Raw genomic sequence first — 15,443 nt, forward strand, 5'->3', positions numbered from 1 at the left:
AGATAAAAAACACAATCGAGTCCGAAAACTCGACTGTAGGATTTATTTTTTGAATAGGACTGCCATGATTGTTCCTTTTCCGATGGAGCTAGATAGATTCAGGCGACCATTATGAAAGGCTAGCGCTTTTTTAACGATAGACAAACCTAGGCCGGTTCCTCCGACTACTTTTGAACGGCTCTTGTCCACTCGATAAAAGCGTTCGAAAATCCGCTCTTGATCATCCGAAGCAATCCCAATCCCCGTATCTGCCACAGTCAGGCTAATCTCATGCGGCAGATTTGCCACAGTCACTTCAACACTGCCGTGCTCTTTGTTGTAAATGATGGCATTGTCGCACAAGTTATAAACCAAAGAATGAAGCAAGACAGGATTTCCACGGAGAAGGGCATCTTCTCCCTTCAAGACAAGTGAAACATCTTTTTTCTGAGCTTTTAGCTGCAAATCCTCTATCACCGACTCAGTAAGCTGGTAGAGATTGACTTCTTCCATTGGAAATTCATATTGCTCATCCAGTTGAGACAGATTGATGATGTCTTCTACCAATTTGACCAAGCGGTCAGACTCTGTATGAATTTTCGTGGCAAACTTAGGTACTTCTTCACTCGGTACCATTCCATTGGCCAGCAATTCTGAATAGCCCGAAATAACATGAAGAGGTGTTTTTAATTCGTGGGAAACATTGGCGGTGAATTCCCGCTGCAATTCTTCCAAGTGTAGTTGATCCGTGACATCAAAGAGCAAAATCACCAAACCAGTTACAGTGGCACCATCCTTGGTCGGTCTCACCAGCACCTTGTACTGACTTTGCTCAATCGCGATGACCCCTTCGCGCTTTTTCCCTGCAAGTCCTTGGTCAATCAAGGAGGTCAGGGTCAGGTCACGACTGATTTCCAGCATCAAGCGTCCCTGCCACTCGCCCTCCACATGGAAGAGGCGGCGGGCTTCCGCATTGATACTGACAATCCTTGCCTGGTCGTCTAGGAGAACCATGCTTTCTTTGATTTTTGCGATAATGGTGTCAAATTCCTTTTGTTGCCGTTGAAGCATGGATTTTTGCTGACGAATCTCGCTTTGGTGGCTATCAATCCGTCTCAACAGAGGCGTGATTTCTTCATAGCTGTCGTTTGAAAGCGGGTGTTCCAAGTCCAGATTATTGAGCGGCTGAGAGACTTTTTTGGAAATATACCGGGCAATAAAGACCGACAGCCCCACAGACAATAGGACAATGAAGAGAATGGGCGATACCATTCCCAACAAGAGAACGAAAATCGTTTGCTGGGCTACAGATAGGCGGACAACAGTGCCGTTAGGGAGACGCTGCGCCGCGTAAATGGATTTTTCTGTCAAGGTCGAAGACCAGCGAGTACTTTCACTGTAACCATCTTTCAGCGCTTCTTTAATCTCTTCGCGGTTGGCATGATTTGGCATGGACTTGGCATTCGACTGGGTATCATACAGGACCTGACCACTATTGTCCACCCAGGTTATCCGCACGCTAGATGTTTTGAGATTTTCAAAGAAATCCTTGCCCTCAAAGGCAATTCCTTGCGCCGCCAGAGCCGTCTGGGTCCGTAGCTGTTCTCTTTGGATTTGACTGAAGTAATTATAGAGAAATCCGAGGAGCAATAATATGGTCACAAAGACCATGCCGAGGCTGGCGGATAGAGTCGTCCGAAAAATCTTTTTAATCATGGTCTTCCTCCAAACGATAGCCAACACCGCGCACGGTCGCAATCAAGTGGCCGTCATCGCCTAGCTTGGTTCTCAACGTGCCAATGTGGACATCAACCGTTCTCGTCTCACCCAGAAATTGCTCGCCCCAGACCTTGTCCAAGAGTTCCTGGCGGGTAAAGACGCGATTAGGATGGCGGAAAAAGAGTGCCAACAAGTCAAATTCTTTCAAGGTCAGCTGAATTTTTTCCGTGCCGCGCTTGACCAAGTAATTGCTGGTATCTAGGTCAAGATTGCCGATAAGGATGTGGTCTTTCTGATCACTTTTCTGGCTTCTTCGAAGTACTGCCTTGATGCGCGAAATCATTTCCATCATGCCAAATGGCTTGACCAAGTAGTCATCTGCTCCCAAGTCCAAGCCTTTGACCTTATCGTACTCGCTCCCTTTTGCCGTCGTCATCAGGACAGGAATCATCTCTGTCTGACGCTTGCTTCGTAGCTTGTCAAGAATGGTCAAGCCGTCATCACCAGGTAGCATAATATCGAGCAAGACAAGCTCAGGTTTCTCCTGGTCAAGAGCTTGCCAAAAATCCTCACCATTTGAAAAACCTCTAGCTATAAAACCGGCCATTTCTAGGGTATAGAGCATCATTTCACGAATATCTGCATCATCTTCCACACAATATATCATTACGCTTCTCCGTCTAGGTGTCCTGTGATTGAAAACAGTACCCATTTAGCAATATTGACGGCGTGGTCTCCGATACGTTCCAAGTATTTTGCAACCATCAAGACGTCAATCGGGTATTCCCCTTCTACATCTGGTACTGAAAAAGATAAAACTAACTGCTTCTTTATTGTATCAAATTCCTGATTAACTGTCTTATCTTGCTGAATAACTTGGTGGGCTTGATCCTCGGTTCCGTAGATAAAGGCATCGATACTCTTGGTCAGCATTTCAATCACGTTTTTGGACATGTGGTCTAGCTGCTGCCGTTCTGGTCCAGTACCTTGGACAATATGACCCAAGCTAATGATTTCTGCAATTTCATAGGACTGGGCACCAATCCGTTTCATATCATAGACCATCTTCAAGGCAGAAGAAATCCGGCGTAAGTCCTTGGCAACTGGCTGCTGACGCAACAAGAGTTTGAGACATTTTTCTTCAATATCCCGCTCCATTTCTTCAATCTTATGATAGGTTTCTGAAATGCCCTCCAGCGATAGCTCTTGACCATCTGTCAGAGGAGCCAGAGATTTCCCAATAATATCCTCGCACAAGGCTCCCATAAAAATAATTTCTTTATTCAAGTCATTAAGCTGATTGGTAAATTTTGAACGAATCATCCGAATCTCCCCGTGATATAGTTTTCTGTGCGCTCATCCTGCGGCAATGAAAAGAGTTGGCTGGTTTTATTGTACTCCACCACCTCACCCATTAAGAAAAAGGCAGTCTTGTCTGAAATCCGCACAGCCTGTTGCATATTGTGGGTGACAATCACGATAGTGTAGTTCTTCTTGAGCTCCATGACCAAATCTTCGATTTTAGCTGTTGAAATCGGGTCTAGGGCACTGGTCGGCTCATCCATCAAGAGAATGTCTGGTTCAATAGCCAATGCACGCGCAATGCATAGACGCTGCTGCTGCCCGCCCGACATGCCTAAAGCTGACTTGTGCAGACGATCTTTGACCTCATCCCAGAGAGCAGCCTGTCTCAGCGAACGTTCGACAATGGCATCCAACTCCACCTTGGCATGGATACCATGTGTTCTCGGTCCAAATGCCACATTATCGTAGATGCTCATGGGAAATGGATTTGCTTTTTGGAAGACCATTCCCACTTTTTTACGCAATTGATTGATGTCTAACTCCCGATAAACGTCCTGACCTTCCACCGTGATTTCTCCAGTGATTTTGCAATTTTTCACTAGGTCATTCATGCGGTTGAGACTCTTCAAAAGAGTGGATTTTCCGCAACCTGACGGTCCGATAAAGGCTGTAATTTCTTTTTCTTCGATGTCGAGATTGATATTTTTAAGAGCATGAAAATCTCCGTAATACAAATCCATATTCTTAATCGCTAATTTACTCACTATTTGACTCACTTCCTAAATGCTTGGCAACTCGGCCTGACACAAAATTCACCACCATGACCAAGACCAATAAAACAACTGCTGTGGCATAAGTCTGATTGACATACAACCCTTCTCCCGAGATAGCATACATATGAACTGCCAAGGTCCGAGTCGAACTAAAGACAGACTGGGCTACCTTAGCGACTGTCCCCGCTGTAAAGATCAAGGCCGCCGACTCACCGATAATCCGGCCAACCGCCAAGATAATTCCTGAAAATATCCCCGAGACCGCACTCGGCAAAACAATTCGAAAAATGGTACGCAACTTTCCAGTACCAAGAGCAAAAGCCCCTTCCCGATACGAATCAGGTACCGACAAGAGCGCTTCTTCGGTCGTCCGCATAATCAAGGGCAAGATCATAATGCTCAAAGTCAAGGAACCCGATAGTAAGGAAAGCCCCAAATGCGTGTATTTGACAAAGAAAAGCGCGCCAAATAAGCCGTAGATGATTGACGGGATACCTGCCAGTGTCTCCGTGGCTATCCGTATGATTTTCAGATAAGGATTGTCCCGTCGAGCATATTCAGTCAGGTAGATAGACCCACCAATCCCCAAGGGAACGGCTACCAGCATGGTCAAAACAATCATAAAAACAGTATTGATAAAGGCCGGTAGCAGCGATACATTTTTCGTGTCATAGGTCCAGGCAAAAAGGCTAGCATTGATATGCGGCACCCCCTTGACCAAGATATAAACCACGACGAAGGCAATAGTCAGCACACTCAGAAAAGCAGCTAGATAGACAATGGTAAATAAGAAGAAAGAGAGTGGATCTCTTTTAAGAGACTCCCAATACTGCTTGGGAGTTCGTTGATTGATATTTTCCATCTTACCCCTCCTTCTGAAGCGCTGAAAAGCTGATATTGATCAACAAGATAAAGACAAACAGGACAACCGCTGTCCCGATAAGAGCCTGCCGGTGAAGACCAGATGAATAGCCCATTTCCATAACGATATTGGTGGTCAAGGTGCGGACGCCAGAGGTCAATGATTGCGGCAAGATAGCTTGATTTCCAGCTACCATGATGACCGCCATGGTTTCCCCAATCGCGCGCCCTGTACCAAGAACGATTGATGCCAAAATCCCCCGCTTAGCCGCTGGGACTACCGCAAAAAAGACGCTCCGCTCGTGGGAGGCTCCAAGAGCAATCCCACCCTCATAATAAGCAGCAGAAACTGCCCTCAGAGACGACTCAGAGATACTGATAATGGTCGGCAAAATCATCATGCCAAGCAAAATCGAGGCCGCTAGGACGCCCATACCAAAGCCACCCAAAGACTGGCGAATCATGGGAACAAGAACGACCAACCCAAAGAAACCATAGACTACAGACGGAATCCCCGCCATCAAGTTAATGGCTGACTTCAGCGGCTTGTAGAGAACTGGCGGGCAAAAATAGGCCATAAATACAGCTGTCAAAATCCCGATTGGACCACCCAAAATCAAGGCACCAGCTGTCACATAAAGCGAGCCCACAATCATAGGAAAAATCCCGAAAAGGCTATTCCCCGGACGCCAAACCTTCCCCAAGAGAAAGTCTCCCCAACCAATTTTCATAACGGCAGGTAAACCACTTGCAAAGAGAAAGATACAAATTAAAATTGCTGATACGACACTAACACAAGCTGTGAGGAAAAACACAGCTTGCATCAGATCTTCTTTTGTTCGTTTCATGTATTCTTCTTACCTTATTTTGATAAGTCGGCCCAAGACGTTGTCTTCCCAGTGAAGATTTCTTTTACCTGTTCAGTTGTTAAATCACTCACTTTATTTTTCTTGTTAACCACGACAGCGATACCGTCTGTGGCAATAACAGTTGCTTTGACACCTTTGCCAGATTCTCCGTCTTTCAATTCACGAGAAGCCATACCGATGTCTGCCGAGCCGTCGATGGCACTTGTGATACCTGTTGATGAATCACTTTGTTGGATTTCCACATCGACCTTAGTATTTACTTTTTGGTAAGCTTCCTTGATTTTTTCCATGACAGGCGTTACCGAGCTAGAACCTGCCACCACCACCTTGCCCGATGAAGCTGTTGACTTGTAAGCTGCTGCATTGTCTAGCGGGATGTAACCAGCAGTTTCCACCACCTTTTGGCCATCCGTACTCAAGATATAATCCATAAAATCTTGCGCTGCTTGGCTGACCTTGTCTTCTTTTGTCACGATATTAAATGGACGTGAAATCTTGTAGGTTCCATTCTTGATGTCTGCCACACTAGCTGTCTTACCGTCGATATTTAACACTTTTACGCTATCATTCAATGAACCAAGCGAAGCATAGCCAATCGCTGACGCATCCTCAGCCACAGTTGTCAACATGACAGAAGTCGAGTTGGTCACAATAGCTGTGGTAGACGTATTGTCAACTTTTTCACCGTTAGCATCCTTTTCTTCCACGCCAAACAATTCAATAAATGCCCCACGCGTACCGGAACCTTCCTCACGCGAAACCACGTTAATGGTATCGCTGGCAGAAAATGAAGAGCCTCCCGAACAAGCCGCCAAGATACCCAGTCCCATCAATCCAGTCGCTGCCAAAAGTAAAATTTTCTTAGATGTTTTCATGTCAAACTCCTCTATTTTGATTAGCTTCAGTATACCCAAGAAATGTCAAATCTATTTGTAGACTTTTGTAAAATCTATGTAAAATCAAAAAAGTGTCCTGAACTCTCAAAAAATTCTCGGCAAAATAAAAAAGCAAGACCATCACTGATCTCACTTTTACTAACTACTTTTATTTTTGGCGTTTTTTAACACCGACTAACACGCTAAATCCTAGAAGAATACTTCCTAAAACAATGGCCAATCGTCCTTGTTAGTCTCCTGTTTTTGGTAATCCTTTGGTTTTAACTGCAGGTGATGGCATAGCAGTTACTTGCTTCTTGGCATCGGACGCTTCCTTATTTCCTGTTGCTGGAGTTACTTGTGTTGATGGCTGAGTGTCAGCTGCAACTCCTGGTTGAACTGAAGTAGATGCTGCAGAAGTTTAGGTTCTGCCTTTGGCATTTCACCTTGAACTGTTTTGCCTTCAACTTTTGGCTCTGTTTTTGGCTCCACTGATGCTTTATCGGATGGTTCAGAATAGTTCGCTTTATTTAGGTATTTTGAATTCCCAATTTCTGAATAATCTTTGATTGTGATATTGCCAAGCATAGAAGATGGATCTGTAGACATAAAGTGCTCTTTTCCATCTTCTGTCACCAAATGATAATGATCTTGGTGCTTGTAGACTTCCTTAACGAGGCTACCATCAATCTTCCAATCCTTGATAACCGCATCGTGAGAAACATCTTTCCCCTTTAGCGTCTTAGGATCACACACATGGCGAACTGTTTCTTCAAGCGCCTTGGTCCAGTTGCGGGCGATATTAGCTGCTTCTCGTGTCTTAGACTGGCCCCAATCATAAGTAGACTGCCCATTCGCCTGAGCAATTTGAAGCGGAGTTAATACTGTTGGTACAGGAGTTATATATTGATTGTTCGCATAACTTGACGAAGTAGTCGGTGGCACTTGTCGCAACATTTGCACCAACCCCTACAAATTGACCTCCTATAAATCCAGCTAATGCTCCTATCCCGGCACCTTTAAGTGTAGAGCCAGCTAGTGACCAGTCACATTGACCAGATGAATAAGCATCATGGCCAAAGACAATAGCTCCAGTAGCCGCACCACCAATAGCCATAGCTACAGAGGAGCCTAGACCTCCTGTTGCTACTGTAAGGGCAATACCGACACCGATTGCTCCTGCAGTGACACCAACCTTCTTCCAGTCAACATTTTTCAAGAATTTTACAGTAGCCTTTTTAATACGTTTACCCGTCTTACATACGTGGGTATACATATCTTTGAGTGCTTTACCCCAGTTGCGGAAGAGACTCTTTCCTTCACGAGTCTTAGGAGTTTTCTTGAGACCAGTAGCTTGAGCGTAGTCCTCTCGGATATGTTGCTGGCGATGTTGTTCTGCTTGTGCTCGTTGTTGGGTTTGTTGGTACTTCTGTTCCACATAGTTGCTAGTTCCATTATAGGCATAGGGATTACCTGTATACTACATTAACATCAACTGACACATCCTTATCTGATAGACTCTTAATTTTTATAGTAAAGTCTTTCTTAGATTGAAAGCTAAATGTAACATCTTTGGGAGTATCTATGCTTATACCTTCCTTGTCTACTGCAATACCGTCCAGTGGATTCTGCAAAATCATTACTGCACTCTTCCCTAAGACTGAATCATACTCCCATTTTTCGACCTGAGCAGTAGTTATATTATAGTGAATATCTGCATTAGCATTATACCAATTATGCCCGTATGATAACTTTATTCTTCCACTGTTGCGATAACTTATTACTTGGATTTCAATCAGAGCATCCAAAGATTGAGTATTGCCTTTTATTCTAATTAGTCGTTCCTCATCTGGCTTTAAATGATACTTGTTCAGTTTAATTTGTAGAAAAAACATCAACATAATGCTTAAAATTCCTATAATGATAATCCATTTATTCAAAATAATTTCCTGTCATAAAACTTTTGAATGCTTTCCAATCTGCTTCGAAAAATCCAAGCGATTTAATATCTGAAACCTCTTGAGCTGCTCCTGCGGCAAACTTTAAATAATCATCTGAAGAATGTAAATAGCCTTTCCCAACATAACCATACAAATAATTTCCTGCATAGTCATTTTTTACACTATTTCCCCAATCTCTACTCCAAATTGAATAACCTACATCTTCTGTTGATTTATAGGATCTATTCTTTAAGTCTAACGGCTGTCCAGTATTAACTAAATTATAGAATTGATAATTATCCTGAATACTTGCCGATATTTTACTTCCTGCTACGAATGGAATATATCCTGCATTAGAGTTTACAGATAAAATATCATCTCCCATTTGTTGCAAGATAGTTTTTATATTCACACCAGATTTTTGTAGCTTTTCTCCAAGTTTTCTTTCTGCAGCTGCAGCTACTTGATTTTCTGCGATATTCCAAGTTTTAGATTTTTTCTAACAGTCCAATACTCATCAAAAGCAGCTTTATTAGTATTATATAAATAATCCTCATATGCTTTGATGATTTCATCTGATCTGATACTATCCGATTTAGAACTTGCTTTGATTATTTCTAAAGAATTATCAAGTCTAGCTTTCTCAATAGAAATATTGCCTTCAAAGGTTACTGTACTAGCGTGAACAGTTGTTCCGTCAGTTGCTCTACCAGCTACTTCACAAACATGGCGGATTGTCTCTTCCAGTGCTTTCGTCCAATTATAAGCGATGTTTTTGCTTTCTCTAGTCTTAGATTTGCCCCAGTCATAGACAGATTGACCTGCCTGTTTAGCTAGCGTCCATGCGTTTGAAACTGTTTGATAGGCTCTTGAAATTCCATTCATCACTCCATTGTATGCACTGTTCGCTGACTTATAGAGCGGGGTTTGTTGGAAATTATACCATTACTTACTTGCAAAATTAACTATGGCTTTAGGAGCGTTGATAATTCCTTTAACAAGATTTGTTCCAATATTTACGGCGGATTTCACAAGATTACCCAGTGGTTTTGCTACTGATTTGACAACACTCTTTACTGCATTAACTGCTTTGTTATAAAGGTTCTTAGCACCCTTAATTAGCCCTTTTAAGAAATGCCCACTAGGGTCGGTGTAGTTGACAGGGTTGTTCTCTACATAGGCATAGCGATTTTGGCTAAGTGGGTCTAGTTGTGTCCCTGCGTAGGAATCCTCGATCAAGAAGGTTCCAGCGCTGCTATCATAGTACATCACCTAATTCTTCATCGATTAGCAACTCATCTGTAATCGCAGAGAATCGTGCTGGAGCTGTTACAAAAATTTCCTCACCATTTATTAGATATGATGATGTAAAGTCTTTTACATAAGTATTCTCCATTATTGAATTACCTTCCTTAATATGACTTAAGTGAACTAAATTTATTAGTTGACTCATCATAAGTTAATGTATATTGTACGGTATTCGCCGTTGGTTCGCCACCTCTAACAGATGTTTGGTATTTAATGATAGTATAACATGTGTTCCCAAGAAAGTAGTATTTTTCATCAGCTATCTGTGTCTTGACATCTTTATTTACTGTAGCATACGGAGATAGGTTACTTACAACTTCTTCTGTTGCATAATTCATCGCCTTTTCTTGGTATGCTAACAATCGTATCAGATGTGTTCCACCAAAAACTAATGAAGAGCTACTTAGAATTGAGTTATTTTCTAAAAATGATATAATGTCTAATGTACGAGAAATAGCCCTCCTGAAGTATCGAATGGCACTATCAGGCAGTTACTATTTACAAACAAGGTCTAAACCCTTGATACGAAAGGAATCTAGAAAATCTTATGATGAATATGCAAGACTTGTTCCACGATTTTTAAAGTCTTGTAATCGTTCAAAACGTTGATTTAAAGCCTTTTATGATTCTTTAAAAAACAGCAACAACGAATAAAATTATCTCAATAAGACCAAAAATAGACAATGGCAGTATCTTCTTTGTAATCTAAAAACCGCTTTACTTGATGAAGTAAAACGGTTTTTGTTTTGTTAATTTATTCCTCATATTTATATATCTGAATACAAAACTTGAAAAATAAATACTAATATTGTGATTATTGGTTTTACATTAATAATAGTTCACCTAAAAATTAAGTCCGAGATACTTTATCTCATTTTCTATCTAGTCTAGACACCATAATCATCAATCAATCCATCTAAACCATCCGAAGAAAACTCTTTGACTATACAGTCTTGAGGCAATATTGATGGATAGCCATTGTTAACGACGATTAATTGAAAATCATTTTCACGCTCTTGTCCCAATTTTATAAAATATTTAATGATAGATTCATATATTCGCTCATCTCTAAATTCTGCACTTTTTGAAGATGAGCCTAAATTTTTTCTAGGTGTATCAATCATTAATAATCCTATATGGTTGCCAGCCTGTTCTTCTGAACAAATCATTACTGATAGGTAATAAGCCATTGTTATCAGTGTTACTGCACCCAAACTACCTAAATCACTATATTTTACACCTCTAACATAGGGTAAATAACTCCTATCTTCTATATACGCTAAATGCAGATTCGGAAAATCAAAAGACGATAAAATAATTGAAAATATCTGCGTTAATTTTCTTAATTTATTGTCTTTAGCAACTTTATTCTTCTGCTTTTCAATTTTATCCTTAATTCCTTCAACCTCAATCCTTTTTTCAGAAAGCAACTTTTCTAAAGTAGTAAGCTCTTCGATAAACTTTAAACTTTCTTTTAAATTTTTTTTAGATTCATAAAGTTCCCCTACTTTTATTGACAATGAGCTAATTGCGGTTGAAAGTGGACTAATATATTGTCTAGTCAGCCCATCCAATTTTTCTTCATTCAAGTCGATATTATCCTGTAGATTACTAATTTCTGATTCCGACCTCGCTCTTTTTTCCACTTCCAATTCAATGTATTTATGAAGTTCGTTTTTCTTTTTTGTAAGTTTTGTTCTCTCTTTTCTTAACTCTCCTACCTCAATAATCACACTGTTCATATTTTGGTTACACAACAAACAATTCGATTCATCGTGAAGAGATAAAGGTTGCAAACAATTTGGACAATAAATATACTCATACTTATTAATAGCCTTAATACCTGCTAATTGTTCAGAAATCTTTTCTATATCAGCAAAGTATTGATTCTCCAATAATTGTAATTTTTGTATATATTGTTCCTGCTCTAAAAATTTATTTCTCAACTCACGCAATTCTTCTTTTTGCCCATCAATATGAAGCACTAAATCGTTAATATCATTTCCTAATTCTGCACTTATAATATCAAGTTTATAATTTTCAAGTTTAGAGTTAATACTATCTATCTCAGAATCAATTTCAAAAGATTTCTTTTGTACGGTTTCGTAATTTTCAATCTCTGCCTTCTCTAGAAATCCATGTACAGCATCATATCTAATATTTTTTTCCTTTAATACTTCTTGCTCAATTTTAAGACTTTTTTGTAAATCACTCAGCAAATTATCATATATGTCTAAAATGATTTCAAAAGTCGCCTTTTCTTTTCGATTACCAGCCCAATTCTGGCTGTCTAGAATATTCTCACTATCAATTTTTGTTTGTTTTAAATATGAAAATTTAAATAAGTCTCTAAAACTAAAGCTATCACCCATAACGGTTAAATTGTTTAAATTAAGCTTTGATAACAAGAAGTATGACAAAGAATTTTCTTTTGAGGGATTATCAATCGTCAAAATACGATTTTGAGAAAATTGTTTTTTGGTATTATCATAAGCCTGCAAAAGGACTGGTTCGCTAAACGCTGACAGTGGTCTCTTAATTTTATATAAATTTTCCAATATATAAAACTCTAGCTCCACATCAGTACAACTTTCTCCAATCTCAATATATGCTTTGTGCTTAGCTTTTCCCAAAGCATAATCTATTAATTCTAGGATTGCTGTCTTACCCGTCGAAGTTGGACCTGATATATAATTCAATCCTTTATGAAAATGTATTTCATAGTTTTTTCTTACACCGACTAATCTAAGTGTTTTTAGTAATAATTTCATCTAACTCCTCCGTATTTTATTCAATCTATCCTGTATCATAGCCTGACCAGACGATAAAGATTTACTTAAAACTTGAGCAACTATAAACTCACACGAATTCTGTATTGCATCCCAATTTATATCTTCTTCACTAAATAAATCTACAACGAATGCATTTCCCCTATCCGTAACTAAATACCTATTATTTACAGGATTGAGAGTGATAATCCCCCTAGCTGACAAATCAGCTAGAACTGCATTATATAACTTATAATTAGGTTTCCAATGGAAATATGAAAACTTTGTATCAAATTTACGTAACTCTATTTCGCTCGATGTTAACTCTGGAAATTTTAGAAAGAAATCACCGATAATTAACTTATCCTTATTTGTATCCTTCTTGTGCTCTTTTCCCAAAAAATTTAACAATACTGCAACCCTATTTCGAGTCAAACAGTATTCTTGAAAGCTTATACCATCAATTATCTCTATCATTATTTGCCTCCATATATCTATCCAGAACTTCTAGATAATTATCAACCCATCCTAACTTCTTATCATCAGCAAGTTGATGTAAGATACCTTTTTTAGCTAACAAATTAAAACTACTTATTTGAGTTTCCAATGTGCTAGAATCTAAGTCCTCAACTCTAAGATAAGTTTTATCTATTAAGGTATTCCCGTCACTAAAGTGTTTATGCTGTCGGTATTGGGTCTGCCAAATTGAGTATATTTTCTTTCTTAAGTTTGCATATTGTCTTTCTCCATTAATATCATCTTTACTACGTGCCTCATGTTTAGCAATTTCTGCATTGTAAAAATCAATCTTAAAGTCCTCAACTTCTATAATTTGTGCACTTTTCAACATCGAAATAAATACCGTATCATTGTACATAGATGAAATATCATCTATATCATCTTCACCATATAAAACTTCTTCATATACCCTTTTATTGGCATCTTCAAGAAAAATTCTAACCTGCTCCAAATCATTTCTGATATCATCATCAAATGTTGAGTTATAACCACTACATTTTTTAAATTCTTTCAATAGAAATGCCCCATCACATAATTCTATCTTTATTTTATGCTGAGCCTTCGTTTTACTTTTCCATGTTGACCACCATTGTAGTTCTTGTATGTTTAATCCTACTGGTACACACAAATACCATGAAGAAATATTCGGATGCTTACTAATTACTGTTTTAAACGATTCCCTAATTTGTTGTTTCTGAGATTCTCCTACTCCGTTAATAAAAAATTTACATTGATAAACCAGTGGCCTATCAGTTAATTCGCCTACTAATATATCAATTCCATCATCTCCTTGCGAAACCGCAGCTTCTTTAGCCTTCGGGCCAAATTTTGCTTGAAATATTTCAATGCATATCTTTTCAAATTTCTCCCTTGCCCCTACTTCCCCATACTTGCCGACTAAATATTTGAAATCATATTCCATATTGCTCTCCTACTAATTCTTCTAAAAATTAATCAACAAAAAAATAAAGAAAAGTTTCCACCACCTACTTCAACTCTATATCCAATATTTTGTTAAAAATTTCAAGATACTTTTCTTCATCATCCACTAATGACAATTTAGCAATTAATTTAGATACCTCATTGTCACTATCCGTAAATGCAAAGAACGTTTGATAGTCTAACTCTAAGGCTTCAATTAACTTATTTAGAGTTTCCAATTTAATATTAGAATTTTGTCCTCTTTCAATTCGACCAAGAGCATTGACATCCATCCCCGCCTTATCAGCCAACATCTCTTGAGTTAGTTGCTTTTTTATCCTCAATTCATAGATTCGGTTAGATACACTTTTTCCTAATGACATAGCACTGCTCCCTTTTCTAATTCTATACACTAAGACTATGACTTATCAGAAATTATTTGTAGGTTTTTAGTGTATTTTTTTATTAAAAAACAATACTCAAGATATGTTTTTGTGGTAAAATAAAAGATAACTAAGTATTATTTTTGAAAATAATAATACTTAAAATACTAAAGGAGACTTTTCAAAATGAAAAAGCGAAACAAATATCTATTAATAGGTGTAACCTTTTTAGCCTCGACAACAATTCTCTTAGCCTGTTCAAATACCAGCAAACCTTCCACAAATACTTCTCACTCTCAAGAGAAGACTTCTTCTGCAAAAACAAAAGAAGTCAGTATTGGAAACTATATAAATCAATCCAAAAAAGCTCCCCAGCTCTGGTATGAAATCGACGGAGAAGAAGCTATCAAGGGAGTATATGTCTTTGGAGATAATCAAGTAACTTATTATGATACATCTTATGAAGTCACCACAAATACTGAAACAAGCATTTCTTCTGAACAATTTAAAGCTGACTATGTTGGAAAAAATGTTTACTCGGCTGGTGGAAATGTCCAAAGTTTCTTTGATAGCTTTGATGGAACAGATACGGCAGAAAAAATTTCTGAAGAAATGCTAACTGATATTATCAAGAAATACGATACTGAAGATGGTAATGCTGATGGAATAATTGATGTTACAATTCCAGATGCTCTTACTCTTGAAAGCATTTCAACTTTATCAGATGATGAAATTATTGAACAAGCTAAAGCATTTGAAAAGGCTAGTACCCATAAACAAATTATTTTTGAAAAAGTATCACTTGCGCTTAGACAATTGGTTGATGGAAAAGATACTACTTCAGCAATAGACAAGTTGACAGAAATTGAAAACCAATATAACCAAAAGGTAGCGTCAGATTATCAATTGAAAATTTTACCTGATGAAGACTTGGCAGAAACACTAGAAGAAACCCTAACAATTTCTATCAAAAAACTTAGCTATGATAATGTTATTGATTATACCTATGTTATTAAGGACGAATCTTTCTCTGCACATTTAGCCTATTCTCAATTTGCTTCAGAATCAGTAGATGATGTGAAATATATTGGTTTCCCATCGTTTGTCACAAAGCAAAAAGACGGCGAAAATGTGACTCGAGTTTATGACACCTACGATTTGAGACCTGACAATGTTCAAGTAACTTCAAACAGCATTGACGATGACGAGTAATTTTAAGGAGA

18 protein-coding genes are annotated in these 15,443 nt (G+C 38.7%); 1 reads left to right on the plus strand and 17 read right to left on the minus strand.

Features of this window, described 5'->3' with window-relative positions; genetic code table 11:
- Positions 1–42 precede the first annotated feature (42 nt).
- From ABID27_RS07300 to ABID27_RS07380, 17 genes are all read right to left on the minus strand, one after another.
- Complete coding sequence (locus ABID27_RS07300; RefSeq protein ID WP_354281281.1) at positions 43–1,695, minus strand: sensor histidine kinase; 1,653 nt, start codon at positions 1,693–1,695, stop codon at positions 43–45.
- Positions 1,688–2,365, minus strand: a complete 678-nt coding sequence (locus ABID27_RS07305; RefSeq protein WP_354281283.1) for a winged helix-turn-helix domain-containing protein — start codon at positions 2,363–2,365, stop codon at positions 1,688–1,690. The genes ABID27_RS07300 and ABID27_RS07305 overlap by 8 nt, the downstream gene beginning before the upstream one ends.
- Complete coding sequence (gene phoU, locus ABID27_RS07310; protein ID WP_354281285.1) at positions 2,365–3,021, minus strand: phosphate signaling complex protein PhoU; 657 nt, start codon at positions 3,019–3,021, stop codon at positions 2,365–2,367. Before phoU ends, ABID27_RS07305 begins: the two co-directional genes overlap by 1 nt.
- Complete coding sequence (gene pstB / locus ABID27_RS07315; protein ID WP_253365555.1) at positions 3,018–3,767, minus strand: phosphate ABC transporter ATP-binding protein PstB; 750 nt, start codon at positions 3,765–3,767, stop codon at positions 3,018–3,020. Before pstB ends, phoU begins: the two co-directional genes overlap by 4 nt.
- Entirely contained in the window at positions 3,760–4,638 is an 879-nt protein-coding gene (gene pstA, locus ABID27_RS07320; protein ID WP_253365553.1) for a phosphate ABC transporter permease PstA, read from the minus strand. The genes pstB and pstA overlap by 8 nt, the downstream gene beginning before the upstream one ends.
- Position 4,639: 1 nt before the next feature.
- Positions 4,640–5,485, minus strand: coding sequence for a phosphate ABC transporter permease subunit PstC (pstC, locus tag ABID27_RS07325; protein ID WP_354281287.1), 846 nt, complete (start codon positions 5,483–5,485; stop codon positions 4,640–4,642).
- A 14-nt stretch (positions 5,486–5,499) separates the two neighbouring features.
- On the minus strand, positions 5,500–6,381 hold the full coding sequence (locus tag ABID27_RS07330; protein WP_354281289.1) for a substrate-binding domain-containing protein: 882 nt from the start codon (positions 6,379–6,381) through the stop codon (positions 5,500–5,502).
- A 354-nt stretch (positions 6,382–6,735) separates the two neighbouring features.
- Positions 6,736–7,347 carry a hypothetical protein gene (locus tag ABID27_RS07335; RefSeq protein ID WP_354281291.1) on the minus strand — a complete coding sequence of 204 codons (612 nt, stop codon included), beginning with the start codon at positions 7,345–7,347 and terminating at the stop codon, positions 6,736–6,738.
- Positions 7,348–7,850: 503 nt separating this feature from the next.
- Complete coding sequence (locus tag ABID27_RS07340) at positions 7,851–8,321, minus strand: hypothetical protein (RefSeq protein WP_253365542.1); 471 nt, start codon at positions 8,319–8,321, stop codon at positions 7,851–7,853.
- Positions 8,314–8,733, minus strand: a complete 420-nt coding sequence (locus ABID27_RS07345) for a polymorphic toxin type 44 domain-containing protein (protein ID WP_354281294.1) — start codon at positions 8,731–8,733, stop codon at positions 8,314–8,316. The genes ABID27_RS07340 and ABID27_RS07345 overlap by 8 nt, the downstream gene beginning before the upstream one ends.
- A gap of 47 nt (positions 8,734–8,780) precedes the next feature.
- Positions 8,781–9,206, minus strand: coding sequence for a hypothetical protein (locus ABID27_RS07350; RefSeq protein WP_253365538.1), 426 nt, complete (start codon positions 9,204–9,206; stop codon positions 8,781–8,783).
- Positions 9,207–9,266: 60 nt separating this feature from the next.
- Complete coding sequence (locus ABID27_RS07355) at positions 9,267–9,590, minus strand: RHS repeat-associated core domain-containing protein (protein WP_253365537.1); 324 nt, start codon at positions 9,588–9,590, stop codon at positions 9,267–9,269.
- Positions 9,580–9,777, minus strand: coding sequence for a hypothetical protein (locus tag ABID27_RS07360; protein WP_354281296.1), 198 nt, complete (start codon positions 9,775–9,777; stop codon positions 9,580–9,582). The genes ABID27_RS07355 and ABID27_RS07360 overlap by 11 nt, the downstream gene beginning before the upstream one ends.
- A gap of 739 nt (positions 9,778–10,516) precedes the next feature.
- Entirely contained in the window at positions 10,517–12,400 is a 1,884-nt protein-coding gene (locus ABID27_RS07365) for an AAA family ATPase (protein ID WP_354281298.1), read from the minus strand.
- A complete protein-coding gene (locus ABID27_RS07370) occupies positions 12,401–12,874 on the minus strand; it encodes a hypothetical protein (RefSeq protein WP_047205507.1) in 474 nt (157 codons plus the stop codon).
- A complete protein-coding gene (locus tag ABID27_RS07375; protein ID WP_354281301.1) occupies positions 12,858–13,838 on the minus strand; it encodes an ABC-three component system protein in 981 nt (326 codons plus the stop codon). Before ABID27_RS07375 ends, ABID27_RS07370 begins: the two co-directional genes overlap by 17 nt.
- A gap of 64 nt (positions 13,839–13,902) precedes the next feature.
- Positions 13,903–14,220 carry a helix-turn-helix domain-containing protein gene (locus ABID27_RS07380; RefSeq protein WP_124777105.1) on the minus strand — a complete coding sequence of 106 codons (318 nt, stop codon included), beginning with the start codon at positions 14,218–14,220 and terminating at the stop codon, positions 13,903–13,905.
- Positions 14,221–14,406: 186 nt separating this feature from the next.
- On the opposite strand from ABID27_RS07380, the gene ABID27_RS07385 reads away from it, so the two are divergent.
- Positions 14,407–15,432, plus strand: a complete 1,026-nt coding sequence (locus ABID27_RS07385; protein WP_354281303.1) for a hypothetical protein — start codon at positions 14,407–14,409, stop codon at positions 15,430–15,432.
- The last annotated feature ends 11 nt before the right edge of the window (positions 15,433–15,443 follow it).

It is taken from the genome of Streptococcus gallinaceus (assembly GCF_040545695.1).
GTDB lineage: Bacteria > Bacillota > Bacilli > Lactobacillales > Streptococcaceae > Streptococcus > Streptococcus gallinaceus.

What these genes read in the sequence shown, in the direction of transcription:
- ABID27_RS07375 (WP_354281301.1), bottom strand. Translation starts at nt 13,838, where the DNA reads ATGGAATATGATTTCAAATATTTAGTCGGCAAGTATGGGGAAGTAGGG.
- ABID27_RS07380 (WP_124777105.1), bottom strand. Translation starts at nt 14,220, where the DNA reads ATGTCATTAGGAAAAAGTGTATCTAACCGAATCTATGAATTGAGGATA.
- phoU (WP_354281285.1), bottom strand. Translation starts at nt 3,021, where the DNA reads ATGATTCGTTCAAAATTTACCAATCAGCTTAATGACTTGAATAAAGAA.
- ABID27_RS07300 (WP_354281281.1), bottom strand. Translation starts at nt 1,695, where the DNA reads ATGATTAAAAAGATTTTTCGGACGACTCTATCCGCCAGCCTCGGCATG.
- pstA (WP_253365553.1), bottom strand. Translation starts at nt 4,638, where the DNA reads ATGGAAAATATCAATCAACGAACTCCCAAGCAGTATTGGGAGTCTCTT.
- ABID27_RS07355 (WP_253365537.1), bottom strand. Translation starts at nt 9,590, where the DNA reads ATGTACTATGATAGCAGCGCTGGAACCTTCTTGATCGAGGATTCCTAC.
- pstC (WP_354281287.1), bottom strand. Translation starts at nt 5,485, where the DNA reads ATGAAACGAACAAAAGAAGATCTGATGCAAGCTGTGTTTTTCCTCACA.
- ABID27_RS07360 (WP_354281296.1), bottom strand. Translation starts at nt 9,777, where the DNA reads ATGATGAGTCAACTAATAAATTTAGTTCACTTAAGTCATATTAAGGAA.
- ABID27_RS07365 (WP_354281298.1), bottom strand. Translation starts at nt 12,400, where the DNA reads ATGAAATTATTACTAAAAACACTTAGATTAGTCGGTGTAAGAAAAAAC.
- ABID27_RS07385 (WP_354281303.1), top strand. Translation starts at nt 14,407, where the DNA reads ATGAAAAAGCGAAACAAATATCTATTAATAGGTGTAACCTTTTTAGCC.
- ABID27_RS07370 (WP_047205507.1), bottom strand. Translation starts at nt 12,874, where the DNA reads ATGATAGAGATAATTGATGGTATAAGCTTTCAAGAATACTGTTTGACT.
- ABID27_RS07330 (WP_354281289.1), bottom strand. Translation starts at nt 6,381, where the DNA reads ATGAAAACATCTAAGAAAATTTTACTTTTGGCAGCGACTGGATTGATG.
- ABID27_RS07305 (WP_354281283.1), bottom strand. Translation starts at nt 2,365, where the DNA reads ATGATATATTGTGTGGAAGATGATGCAGATATTCGTGAAATGATGCTC.
- ABID27_RS07350 (WP_253365538.1), bottom strand. Translation starts at nt 9,206, where the DNA reads ATGAATGGAATTTCAAGAGCCTATCAAACAGTTTCAAACGCATGGACG.